At 61.0% G+C, this 11,769-nt stretch carries 11 protein-coding genes; all 11 read left to right on the top strand.

Annotated features, from left to right (window positions below; genetic code table 11):
• The first annotated feature begins 6 nt into the window (after positions 1 to 6).
• Positions 7 to 1,530, top strand: a complete 1,524-nt coding sequence (locus APT59_RS15105; protein ID WP_059315609.1) for a flagellar hook protein FlgE — start codon at positions 7 to 9, stop codon at positions 1,528 to 1,530.
• Positions 1,531 to 1,699: 169 nt separating this feature from the next.
• The gene (locus APT59_RS15100) at positions 1,700 to 2,443 is read left to right on the top strand and encodes a flagellar basal body rod protein FlgF (RefSeq protein ID WP_017642012.1); all 744 of its coding nucleotides are present in this window, start codon (positions 1,700 to 1,702) and stop codon (positions 2,441 to 2,443) included.
• 46 nt (positions 2,444 to 2,489) lie between these two features.
• Positions 2,490 to 3,275, top strand: coding sequence for a flagellar basal-body rod protein FlgG (gene flgG, locus APT59_RS15095; RefSeq protein ID WP_017642013.1), 786 nt, complete (start codon positions 2,490 to 2,492; stop codon positions 3,273 to 3,275).
• 21 nt (positions 3,276 to 3,296) lie between these two features.
• Positions 3,297 to 3,992 carry a flagellar basal body L-ring protein FlgH gene (flgH, locus tag APT59_RS15090; RefSeq protein WP_059315608.1) on the top strand — a complete coding sequence of 232 codons (696 nt, stop codon included), beginning with the start codon at positions 3,297 to 3,299 and terminating at the stop codon, positions 3,990 to 3,992.
• An 11-nt stretch (positions 3,993 to 4,003) separates the two neighbouring features.
• Complete coding sequence (locus tag APT59_RS15085) at positions 4,004 to 5,104, top strand: flagellar basal body P-ring protein FlgI (RefSeq protein ID WP_017642015.1); 1,101 nt, start codon at positions 4,004 to 4,006, stop codon at positions 5,102 to 5,104.
• 12 nt (positions 5,105 to 5,116) lie between these two features.
• Positions 5,117 to 6,334 carry a flagellar assembly peptidoglycan hydrolase FlgJ gene (gene flgJ / locus APT59_RS15080; protein WP_059315607.1) on the top strand — a complete coding sequence of 406 codons (1,218 nt, stop codon included), beginning with the start codon at positions 5,117 to 5,119 and terminating at the stop codon, positions 6,332 to 6,334.
• An 8-nt stretch (positions 6,335 to 6,342) separates the two neighbouring features.
• Entirely contained in the window at positions 6,343 to 8,382 is a 2,040-nt protein-coding gene (gene flgK, locus APT59_RS15075) for a flagellar hook-associated protein FlgK (RefSeq protein WP_059315606.1), read from the top strand.
• An 11-nt stretch (positions 8,383 to 8,393) separates the two neighbouring features.
• The gene (flgL, locus tag APT59_RS15070) at positions 8,394 to 9,692 is read left to right on the top strand and encodes a flagellar hook-associated protein FlgL (protein ID WP_059315605.1); all 1,299 of its coding nucleotides are present in this window, start codon (positions 8,394 to 8,396) and stop codon (positions 9,690 to 9,692) included.
• 92 nt (positions 9,693 to 9,784) lie between these two features.
• A complete protein-coding gene (locus APT59_RS15065; protein ID WP_237140525.1) occupies positions 9,785 to 10,537 on the top strand; it encodes a class I SAM-dependent methyltransferase in 753 nt (250 codons plus the stop codon).
• Positions 10,538 to 10,569: 32 nt separating this feature from the next.
• Positions 10,570 to 11,139 carry an HAD-IB family phosphatase gene (locus APT59_RS15060; RefSeq protein ID WP_237140524.1) on the top strand — a complete coding sequence of 190 codons (570 nt, stop codon included), beginning with the start codon at positions 10,570 to 10,572 and terminating at the stop codon, positions 11,137 to 11,139.
• A complete protein-coding gene (locus tag APT59_RS15055; protein ID WP_059315602.1) occupies positions 11,115 to 11,768 on the top strand; it encodes an NTP transferase domain-containing protein in 654 nt (217 codons plus the stop codon). The genes APT59_RS15060 and APT59_RS15055 overlap by 25 nt, the downstream gene beginning before the upstream one ends.
• Position 11,769 lies beyond the last annotated feature (1 nt).

Raw genomic sequence — 11,769 nt, 5'->3', positions numbered from 1 at the left:
TCCAGCATGTCTTTCAATATCGGTTTGAGCGGCATCAAGGCCGCGTCCAGTGACCTCAACATCACCGGCAACAACATCGCCAACGCCAGCACCGTCGGCTTCAAGCAGTCACGGGCGGAGTTCCAGGATCTGTATGCGGCCTCCGTACTGGGCACTGGCAAGAATGCTCAAGGTAGCGGTGTGCTGCTGGGCAACGTTGGGCAACTGTTCAACCAGGGCACCATCGACTCCACCCAGAATGCCCTGGACATGGGCATCAATGGCAACGGCTTCTTCATGACCAGCAACAACGGCGCCGTCCAGTACACCCGTGCCGGTTACTTCGGTACCGACAAGAACGGTTTCATCGTCGATAACAATGGCTACAAGCTGCAGGGCTACACCACCAATGCGCAGGGGCTGCTGCAGCCCGGCGTGCGCAGCGACCTGCGTGTCGAGACTGCCAGCCAGGCACCCAAGTCCACTACCCAGATCGCTCAGCAGTTCAACCTGAACTCGACCAGTACGCCCCCGACGCTGACGCCTTTCGATCCCTCGGATCCGAAGACCTACAACTCCTCGACCTCGCTGAACATCTATGACAGCCAGGGCAACTCGCACGTCATGTCGCAATACTTCGTCAAGGCGCCGGCGCCGGCGACCAACCAGTGGTCCATGCAGGTGCTGATCGACGGACGCAACCCGTTGGATCCCGGTATCGCCACCAAGACCGCCAACACCGCAGCCGGGGTTGCCGGTGCCACTGCCAACAGTGTCGCCAATGCGGTCAACAACATGTCCGGGGCAACGCCCCAGGTGAAGAACATCGCCAGCAACGCTGCCGCGGCGGCTGGCGCGACACCGGCGTCGGTAGCTGCGGCCGTGGCCGCCTACGGTACCCAGCCGCAGAGCTTTGGCGTGACCTTCGATGCCGCTGGCAAGCTGAGCAGCGTGACCTCGTCTTCGTCGGGAGTCTCGGTCGATCCGAAGACCAACATCATCACCTTCGCCGCCGATCCTAGCGGCTCGAGCGGCAGTGGCTGGATCCCGGCGATCTCCGATGGCGGCAACCCGGCCAACTACAGCTGGAACGGTGCCCTGGGCAATACTGGCGGTTTCACCTTCGATCCGCGGGGCTCGACGCAATTCTCCACTGCCTTCGCGGTGAACAGCGTCAATCAGGACGGTTACACCACTGGGCAGCTATCCGGCCTGGAAATCGACGATACCGGCCAGATCTTCGCTCGCTACACCAATGGTCAGTCCAAGGTGCAGGGACAGGTGATCCTGGCCAACTTCGCCAACGTCCAGGGTTTGACGCCCATGGGCAAGACCTCCTGGACCGAGTCCGCGGAGTCTGGTCAGCCGGTAGTGGGAACGCCCCGAGCCGGGACCCTCGGTTCGCTGCAGTCCGGTGCCCTGGAAGCGTCCAACGTGGACATCTCCACCGAGCTGGTCGACATGATCGTGGCGCAGCGCAACTACCAGGCCAACGCCAAGACCATCGAGACCGAGAACGCCATTACCCAGACCATCATCAACCTGCGTTGATGTCGTTTCTCTGACGGCTTGCCGCTTCGGCGTCAGGAAAAGCCTCCCTCGGGAGGTTTTTCTATTTTCAGGCTACTGATTTTAAAGGGTTTTAAGTTTCTGGAACGGGGCTTGCTAAAGAACCTCCGAACGCAAGCTTGGCGGCAATCTGCCGCCGTCGGAGGATCAGATGGACAAGCTGCTGTACGTCGCCATGACCGGCGCCAGCCAGAACGAGATGGCCCAGCGCGCCCACGCCAACAACCTGGCCAACGTCTCGACTTCGGGATTCCGCAAGGATCTCGAACAGGCGCGCTCGATGCAGGTGTTCGGCGAGACCATGCCGTCGCGCGTCTACTCCATGAGTGAGCGGCCGGCGACGGACTTCACCCCTGGCGCGCTGCAGGAGACGGGCCGTGACCTGGACGTGGCCATCCAGGGGCCGGGCTTCGTCGCGGTCCAGGATCCCTCCGGCAAGGAGGCCTACGTGCGCACCTCCAGCCTGCAGATCGACCCCCTTGGCATGCTGCGGACCGGCAGCGGTTTGCCGGTGCTCGGCAATGGCGGTCCCATCGCCGTGCCGCCTGCCTCCAAGGTGGAAATCGGTCAGGACGGCAGCATCACCGTGCGCGGTTCGGGCCAGGCAGCCAACGCCCTGGCTCAGGTCGACCGCATCAAGTTGGTCAATCCCGATACCAAGCAGATGGAAAAGGGGCTCGATGGCCTGCTGCACATGAAGCAGGGGCAGGCGGCGCCGCCCATGGATGCCAACGTCTCCCTGGTCTCCGGCTTCGTCGAGTCAAGCAACGTCAATGCGGCGGAGGAGATGACCTCGATCCTGTCGCTGTCCCGCCAGTTCGAGCTGCAGGTAAAGATGATGCGCAGCGCGGAAGACAACGACGCGGCGATGGCAAAGGTTTTGCAATTCTCCTGATAACGGCTAGCGCCGACGTAAAACCGGCACTTCGAGGAATACCAGCATGATGTCGTCACTGTGGGTCGCCAAGACCGGTCTGTCCGCCCAGGACATGAACCTCACCACCATCTCCAACAACCTGGCCAACGTGTCCACCACGGGCTTCAAGCGCGACCGCGCCGAATTCCAGGACCTGCTGTACCAGATCCGCCGTCAGCCCGGTGCCCAGTCCACCCAGGACAACCAGCTTCCCTCCGGTCTGCAGCTGGGTACCGGTGTGCGCATCGTCGGCACCCAAAAGAACTTCACCGAGGGTTCGCTGCAGACCACCGACCAGCCGCTGGACATGGCGGTCAACGGCGATGGCTTCTTCCAGGTGACCATGCCCGACGGGACCATCAACTACACCCGTGACGGCACCTTTCACCTCAATGCCGATGGCCAGCTGGTCACCGCCAATGGCTTCGCACTGCAGCCTGCCATCGTGCTGCCTGCCGATACCAAGACCTTCACCGTCGGCGAAGACGGCACCGTGTCGGTCACCACCGCCGGCCAGGCCGCGCCCCAGGTCATCGGCAACCTGCAGATCGCCCAGTTCGTCAACCCGGGCGGCCTCCAGGCCGTGGGCCAGAACCTGTTCAGCGAGACCGCGTCCAGCGGCGCGCCTCAGGTCGGTACCCCGGGCTTGAACGGCCTTGGCACCGTGCTGCAGAGCACCCTGGAAAACTCCAACGTGAGCACGGTCGAGGAGCTGGTGAACATGATCACCACCCAGCGCGCCTACGAGATGAACTCCAAGGTCATTTCCACCGCCGATCAGATGCTCGGCTTCGTTACCCAGCAGCTCTAATCCCCTGTGAGGACGCGCTCCATGAAACCTCTATTCGCCGTCGCCCCGCTCCTGGGAGCGCTCGTACTCGCAGGATGCGTAGCCCCGGCAGCCAAGCCGGACGATCCCTACTACGCCCCGGTGCTACCGCGTACCCCGGTGCCAGCGGCGCAAAACAACGGCGCCATCTTCCAGTCGGGGTTCGAGCAGAATCTCTATACCGACCGCAAGGCTTTCCGCATCGGCGACATCATCACCATCACCCTGCAGGAGCGGACCCAGGCCAGCAAGAACGCCAGTTCCGACATCGCGAAGAACACCAAGGCGACCCTTGGGCTGACTTCGCTGTTCGGCGCCAAGCCGAAGATTCCCAATCCGCTGGCCGATGGCGACTTGAGTCTGGACGCCGGTTTCTCCGGTAACCGCTCCAACACCGGCAAGTCCACGGCGGCCCAGGGCAACAGCCTGTCCGGCTCGCTGACCGTGACCATCGCCGAAGTGCTGCCCAATGGCATCCTGGTAGTGCGTGGCGAGAAGTGGTTGACCCTCAACACCGGCAACGAACTCATGCGCATCCAGGGCATGGTCCGCGCCGACGACATCGCCACCGACAACACCGTGTCCTCTACCCGCGTAGCCGATGCACGTATCACCTATTCGGGTACCGGCGCCTTCGCCGATGCCAGTCAGCCGGGCTGGCTGAGCCAGCTCTTCGGCAGCCCCCTGATGCCCTTCTGAGGATGAGCGCCATGTTCAAGAGCCTCATCGCCGCTGCCGCCCTGGCCCTGGTCATGCCGCTGGCCCAGGCGGATCGCCTGAAGGACATCGCCAGCATCCAGGGCGTGCGGACCAACCAGCTGATCGGCTACGGCCTGGTAGTGGGGCTGCCCGGTACCGGTGACCAGACCACCCAGACGCCCTTCACCGTGCAGACCTTCAACAACATGCTGGCGCAGTTCGGCATCAAGGTGCCGCCGGGCACCACCGCGCAGCTGAAGAACGTCGCGGCGGTATCCATCCACGCCGATCTGCCGGCCTTTTCCAAGCCCGGCCAGACCATCGACATCACGGTGTCTTCCATCGGCAACTCCAAGAGCCTGAGAGGCGGCAGCCTGCTGCTCTCGCCGCTCAAGGGTATCGATGGCCAGATCTACGCCATCGCCCAGGGCAACCTGGTGGTCGGGGGTTTTGACGCCGAAGGCCGCGACGGTTCGAAGATCACCGTCAACGTTCCGTCGTCCGGGCGCATTCCCAATGGGGCCACTGTCGAGCGACCAGTGCCGAGTGGCTTCGACCAGGGCAACAGCATCACGCTGGACCTGAATCGCAGCGACTTCACCACCGCCAAACGCATCGTCGACAAGATCAACGAGACACTTGGCGCGGGTGTTGCATCAGCTGTCGATGCCGGATCGATTCGCGTCACGGCGCCGGTGGATCCCAGCCAGCGCGTCGACTACATCTCGATCCTGGAGAACATGGAGGTGGATCCGGGGCAGGCGGTGGCCAAGGTCATCGTCAATTCCCGCACCGGGACCATCGTCATCGGCCAGAACGTCAAGGTCTCGCCAGCGGCGGTGACCCAGGGCAGCTTGACCGTGACCATCAGCGAGGACCCGCAGGTAAGCCAGCCCAATCCCTTGTCGGGTGGGCAGACGGTGGTGACGCCCCAGTCGACCGTCAAGGCCAAGCAAGAGGCCAAGCCGATGTTCAAGTTCGGTCCGGGCACCACGTTGGACGAAATCGTGAGAGCGGTGAATCAGGTGGGCGCGGCGCCCAGCGACCTGGTGGCCATTCTCGAAGCGTTGAAACAGGCCGGCGCCTTGCAGGCCGATCTGATCGTAATTTAAGGAGAGCGGGCGATGGAATCTCGTCTGGGTGGCAACTACGGCAACGTCAAGGATTCGGGGGCCTTCACCGACCTGAATCGGTTGGCCCAGATGAAGGGGAAGGATCGCGACAGCGCGGAAAACGTCAAGAAAGTCGCGGGCGAATTCGAGTCGCTGTTCCTGAACCAGATGCTCAAGTCCATGCGCAGCGCCAACCAGGCGCTGGCGGACAAGGACAGCCCCTTTTCCAGCGAGACCACCAAGCAGTACCAGGACATGTACGACCAGCAGTTGGCCGTCTCCCTGTCCCGGGATGGCGGCGGTATCGGCCTGGCCAATGTCCTGGAGCGTCAGCTGAGCAAGACCGCCCAGCCGTCGACCCGCCCCAATCCCTTCGCTCAGGTTGGCCAGGCTGCGCCCACCGACGGCCAGCTGGCCGCTGGCCGCAACGCCAAGCTCAACGACGTGGCGAGCCACGGCCTCAAGCCGACCAATGCGGTAGCGTCCGGGCGTGACGATTCCAGCGCGCTCAATTCGCGCCGGCTTGCCTTGCCCGGGCGACTGGCCGAGCGTACCGCCGCCAACATTTCCGGCGCGGCTGAGCAGGGCGCTGCCCTCAAGCAGAGCTTCCAGGAAGTCGCGGCCGCCCAGAGCGCCTGGCGCCAGCAGGCCACGCAACCCGGCAGTAAGCCGGCGGCCGCAACTGAGGCCGTCGCCAGCGTGGACAGCACCGCCGCTACCGGCAAGACCCGTTTCCGTACCCGCCAGGAATTCGTCGACACCATGATGCCCATGGCCGAGGCCGCGGCAAAGCGCCTGGGCGTGGATCCCAAGTACCTGGTCGCCCAGGCGGCGCTGGAAACCGGCTGGGGCAAGCACATGGTCAAGCAGGCCGATGGCAGCAACAGCAACAACCTGTTCGGCATCAAGTCCCACGGCTGGGATGGCGGCAGCGCCCCCGCGGTGACCCAGGAGTTCGTCAACGGCAAGGCGGTGACCGAGACCGCGAAGTTTCGCACCTACGATTCGTTCGCCGACAGCTTCCACGACTACGTGAACTTCCTGCAGAGCAATGATCGCTACGACAAGGCGCTGTCCACCAACGGCAATTCCGAGCGCTTCATGCAGGGGTTGCAGCAGGCCGGTTATGCCACCGATCCGCAATACGCACGCAAGGTGATCCAGATCGCCCGCAACATGAACACCTATCAGACGGTTGCCTCCCTGGGCACCAGTCCGTCCCGCGGTTGAGGTGAGCCATGGCTGATCTACTTTCCATTGGTCTGTCGGGCCTGAGATCCACGCAGAATGCTCTGACCACTACCGGCCACAACATCGCCAACGTCAACACGCCTGGCTATTCGCGGCAGGAGGCCATTCAGCAGACCAATATCGCCCAGTTCAACGGCTCGGGTTATGTGGGCTCCGGCTCCCAGACGGTGGACGTACGTCGTCTCGCCAGCGATTTCCTCACCAGTCAGGTGCGCACGGCCAACAGCCAGAACAGTGAGCTGCAGGCTTTCAAGAGCCAGATCTCCCAGCTCGACGGCCTGCTGTCCGACAACACGACCGGTATCACGCCGGCCATGCAGAAGTTCTTCGCCACCCTGCAGACCGCCTCCCAGGATCCGTCCTCGGTCCCGGCGCGGGAGGCCGTGCTCGCCCAGGCGCAGGGCCTGAGCAAATCCTTCAATACCCTGTACGACCAGATCGACAAGCAGAATAGCCAGATCAACGATCAGCTGTCGGCACTCACCGGCCAGATCAATTCCCTGGCAAAGAGCGTCGGCAGCCTGAACGATGCCATTGCCCGCTCCAAGGCGGCGGGCGCGGCGCCCAACGATCTGATCGATTCTCGCGACCAGGCCATCAAGCAGCTGTCCGGCATGGTCGGTCTGCAGGTGATCAGTCAGGACGATGGCTCGCTGAATCTCTTCGTGGGGACCGGTCAGCCACTGGTGGTCGGCAGCAACGTCTCGACCCTGGCCGCACAGCCGGGCAACGACGATCCGTCGCGCTATCAGGTCACCCTGACGGCGGGCAGTACCTCGCAGATCATCACTTCGCAGGTCAGGGGCGGTGAGATGGGGGGCCTGCTGTCCTACCGGGACACGGCGCTGGACCATGCCTTCAACAGCCTGGGTCAATTGGCGCTGACTCTGACCGATACCCTGAACAAGCAGCTGGGGCAGGGTCTGGACCTGGCCGGCAATGCCGGTTCGGCGCTGTTCAGCGACGTCAACGGTGGACAGAGCACCGGCCTGCGGGTCATGGGGCGGTCGACCAACTTCGGCTCGGCTACCGCAACACTCAACATCACCGATACCGCCAAGCTCAATCCAAGCGACTACCGGCTGGATTTCGACGGCACCAATTTCAAGGCGCTGCGCATCAGCGACAGCACCAGCATTTCCGTAACCCGGAGCGGGACCGATCCGGTCACCCTGACCTTCGCCGATGCCAAGGGCACCGATCAGGGCTTCAAGGTGCAGTTCACCGCGTCCGAGTTGAACAAGGCCCAGGCGGGCGACGTCTTCAGCCTCCAACCCACTCGCCGCGGCGCGGCGCAGATGAGCGTGGATCTGAGCCAATCCAGCCAGCTGGGCTTCGCCGGAACCGCCAAGGCCGCCAGCACCACCAACAACCGCGGTACGGGGGCCATTACCCAGCCCGATCTCAAGAATGCGCCTTCGCCGGTCAGTACCGCTGACCTGGGACGGCTGTTTGGTAATGGCGGCATCAAGCTGAATTTCAGTGCTGCCGCCGGCAACCTGACCGGGACCCTGCCTACCGGTGCGAGCCTGAGTTACGTCTCGCCGTCCACTACCGGCCTGACCTCGGGCCAGACCAATACGCTACGGCTGCAATACACCGACCCGAACACGAACAACAGCTACAGCTACGACTTCAACGTCAGCGGCGTCCCGCAGGATGGTGACAGCTTCACCCTGGGCGCCAACAGTGGCGCTGTCTCGGACAACCGCAATGCCCTGAACCTGGTGGCCTTGCAGACCAAGACCACCATGGGCGGCTATGGCACCACCGGTACCACCTACAACAATGCCTACGGCGGCCTGGTGGAGCGGGTCGGTACCCTGACTGCCCAGGTGCGGGTGGATTCGGCCGCCAGCGAGACCGTGCTCAAGCAGTCGGAAGACAATCGCGATTCCCTGTCCGCGGTGAACCTGGATGAAGAGGCGGCCAAGCTCGTCCAGTTCCAGCAGTACTACGGCGCCTCGGCGCAGGTCATCAAGATCGCCCAGTCGCTGTTCGACACCCTGATCGGCGCCTTCAGATAAGGAACCCGCCCATGCGCATCTCTACCGTCCAGGCGTTCAACAACGGCATCAGCGGCCTGCAGAACAACTATGGCGATGTCAGTCGCTCCCAGGAGCAGATCAGCACCGGCAAGAAGATCCTCACTCCGGCGGACGATCCGGTAGCGTCGATCAAGCTGTTGCAACTGAGCCAGGAAGAGGCGCTCAACGGTCAGTACAACACCGGCATGACCGCCGCCAAGAACAGCCTCAACACCGGGGAAGCCATGCTCACCTCGGTGGAAACGGTGCTGACGCGCATCCGCGAGATCGCCGTCCAGGCGGGCAACGGCGCTTTGGATCCGACCGACCGTGCGTCCCTGGCCAAGGAGGTCGGTCAGCGCGAAGACGAGCTGATGAACCTAATGAACAGCAAGGACGCCAGCGGCAAATACCTGTTCTCCGGCTCCATGGGCGACACCCAGCCTTATGTGCGCAATGCCGACGGCACCTACAGCTACAACGGCGACGAAGGCCAGCGCAGCGTGCAGATCGCCAGCTCCACCTTCGTGCCCATCAGCGACAGCGGCAAGGACGCCTTCGAGAACAACTTCAACGCCAATCGCGTCAAGACTGCGCCAACAGCTGGCAACACGGGTACCGGGCGGATCTCGCTGGGCCTTGTAGAAGACAAGAAGGCCTACGACGACACTTTTCCCGCCAGCACGCCGCCGGTCGCTGCCGACGGTATCGGTATCCATTTCCTCGATGACAAGAAGTACGTCATCTATGACCTGTCCAAGGCACCTACGGCGGCCGAATGGGCGGCCTACGATCCGACCAATCCGCCAGCTGGCCAGCTCAAGGCGGACAGCGTGGATGGCAATCCCTCTACCAGCGACGTCATCCGCTTTGGAGGCGTCAAGGTGCAGATTGATGGTGTGCCCGCAGCCGGTGACGAGTTCAAGATCACCCGCGACACCGACAACGAGAAGCGCAGCCTGCTCAATGTGGTGTCCGACTTGCGCAAGGCCCTGGAGAGCGGCGATGGCAGCACCGAGGGCGTGTACAAGATGCGCGACAGCGCTGCAGTAGCCCTGAGCAACCTCGATACGGCCTATACCCAGGTCGATGGCATCCGCGGCAAAGTTGGCGCACGCCTCAACGTCATCGACTCCACCAGCGACTTCATCGCCGACGTCAGCCTGGTCAATAAGTCGGTGCAGTCGGATCTTCAGGATCTGGACTATGCTGAGGCTTTGTCCCGCTATGCCTTGCAGAATACGGTTCTGCAGGCGACGCAGCAGAGCTTTGTGAAGGTATCGCAGTTGAGTTTGTTCAATTACCTGTGAGCAAAGGCCCTCGCATGCTTTGGAGCGCTAGGCTAATTTCTGGGATTGCAGACTGATTAGGTGAGGCCAAGACGTTGAGAGATGGGCAGCGGGTGCAGGGCGAAATCGTTGAAATTGACTATGCTGCCACTCAGGCCTTTTTTGAGCGGCGCGGGCGTCAGCATTATCAGAACGCTCTAAGCGCAACCATGTATCAAGACAATGATCCCGGACTGGTTGCTTACCGTGACGAAGCTGAAAAAGCTGCCATCGGTATGGCGCTCTGCAGCCCCGCACCCAGGTCGGTGCTGGATATTGGTTGTGGTATAGGCCGGTGGGGATGGTACCTGGCAGACCGCCATCCGGAGATCGACTATCTCGGTATCGACTTCTCGTCTTCTCTCATTGCCAAGGCGCATGAGGGAGCCCTGGAACGCGGATACCGACGACTCAAGTTCCAGACCATGTCGGCGACCGCCATCGACAGCACTCGGCTTGAACTAACACCGCCTTATGATCTGCTTATCGTGTCGGGTCTGCTGATCTATTTGAACGACGCCGATTGTCTAAAAATGTTGACCGATCTCGGGTCGCTCTGCTCATCTGCTACTCGCTTCTATCTTCGCGAGCCAATCGCTCTGGAAAAGCGTCTGACCTTGGATGCCTTTTTTTCTTCAGAGCTGCAAGACCGCTATTCCGCCATTTATCGAACGTTGGACGAGCTCAAGGTGCTGTTGTCTCAGGCTTTTCCAGCGGGCACTCTGGCAGTCGACCAGGAAGGGTTCCTGTTTGAGGATAGTCTGGAGAAACGAGTCGAAACCCGTCAGTACTACCTGATTCTTTCCATGAAGGATGTACAGCAGTGAGGACAGCTTACTGCTTCGATCTCGACGGCACCTTGACCCGCCAGGAGCTTCTCCCTCTCATCGCTGCAACCGTGGGGCTCGAGGATGAGATCTCGCTGCTAACGCAGGCCACAATCGACGGCGTGTTGCCTTTTGACAAATCGTTCAAGTTGCGGGTCCGCTTGCTGAAGGACGCTAATATCGAATGGATACACCAGACGCTGGAGCATAGTGTTGACTTCGACGCTGAAATACTTTCATTTATCGCGAGTCGTCCTGAAGATTGTTACGTGATAACGGGAAATTTGGATATCTGGGTCAAACCGGTTCTTGATCGACTGGGTATCCGCAATTTTGCCTCGAGAGCTAAGCTCGATGACAATGGAAAGCTGGTCGGGATAGATCATATTCTGCATAAGGGTGATGTAGTGGCAGAGCTGCGTAGGCAGTACGACCGCATCATTGCAGTAGGCGATGGCATGAACGATGTGCCCATGTTCGAGGCGGCGGATTGGCGAATCGCCTATGGTGGAACTCATCCGCCGACCGCACTTCTGGTAAAGCTAAGTGATTTTGTAATTTATGACCGGACTGCCCTATGCCGCCTATTGAACATGTTGTGATCAGTGCTGCTGGTATAGGGTCTCGCTTAGGTTTGAATAGGCCGAAGTGTTTGGTAGAGGTGGCAGGGCGCACCCTGCTCGACTATCATCTCGAGCGCTTGGTCGATGTTCCTTTCGTATGGCTTGTCGTAGGCTTTCAGGAAGAAGACGTTATTGCTCATGCCTTGGCGCTCCGGCCAAATATAATTATCGTTCGTAATCCCGACTTTGCGCGAACCAATACGCTGCAAAGCATATTCAGAGTTGCTCGGCATCTGCACGAAAGATTCTTGGTAGTGGATGCCGATACTGTGGTGAGACCGGATAGCTTTAGGGATTTTATAAAGGCTGCCGAACAATATAATCAACTGGTGGGCGTTTCTAGTTATACAACCAGCGATGGTGTCAGAGTAGTCCTGAATCAGGAAAATACGCTTGTTCAGGCTTTCACGCGAGAACCGTATCACGAATGGGAGTGGACGGGCATAGCGATACTCGAGCCCAGCACTGTCGTTGATCAGCCGATTTACGTGTATCAGGCGCTTGAGCCTTATCTGCCGCTACCTGCCTATGAATTGGACGCTTTCGACATAGATACCGTCGCAGATCTAGACATGGCTAGAAGGGTCATGACCGGTGGATGGAAATAGT

It is taken from the genome of Pseudomonas oryzihabitans (genome assembly GCF_001518815.1).
Classification (GTDB): domain Bacteria; phylum Pseudomonadota; class Gammaproteobacteria; order Pseudomonadales; family Pseudomonadaceae; genus Chryseomonas; species Chryseomonas oryzihabitans_E.
Note: the sequence above shows the minus strand (reverse complement) of the source record. Positions and strands in the feature narration are given on the sequence as shown.

Excerpts from the sequence above, each read along its gene's own strand:
- flgK (WP_059315606.1), top strand. The coding sequence starts at position 6,343 with ATGGCTGATCTACTTTCCATTGGTCTGTCGGGCCTGAGATCCACGCAG.
- APT59_RS15055 (WP_059315602.1), top strand. The coding sequence starts at position 11,115 with ATGCCGCCTATTGAACATGTTGTGATCAGTGCTGCTGGTATAGGGTCT.
- APT59_RS15100 (WP_017642012.1), top strand. The coding sequence starts at position 1,700 with ATGGACAAGCTGCTGTACGTCGCCATGACCGGCGCCAGCCAGAACGAG.
- APT59_RS15105 (WP_059315609.1), top strand. The coding sequence starts at position 7 with ATGTCTTTCAATATCGGTTTGAGCGGCATCAAGGCCGCGTCCAGTGAC.
- flgJ (WP_059315607.1), top strand. The coding sequence starts at position 5,117 with ATGGAATCTCGTCTGGGTGGCAACTACGGCAACGTCAAGGATTCGGGG.
- flgH (WP_059315608.1), top strand. The coding sequence starts at position 3,297 with ATGAAACCTCTATTCGCCGTCGCCCCGCTCCTGGGAGCGCTCGTACTC.
- flgL (WP_059315605.1), top strand. The coding sequence starts at position 8,394 with ATGCGCATCTCTACCGTCCAGGCGTTCAACAACGGCATCAGCGGCCTG.
- APT59_RS15085 (WP_017642015.1), top strand. The coding sequence starts at position 4,004 with ATGTTCAAGAGCCTCATCGCCGCTGCCGCCCTGGCCCTGGTCATGCCG.
- flgG (WP_017642013.1), top strand. The coding sequence starts at position 2,490 with ATGATGTCGTCACTGTGGGTCGCCAAGACCGGTCTGTCCGCCCAGGAC.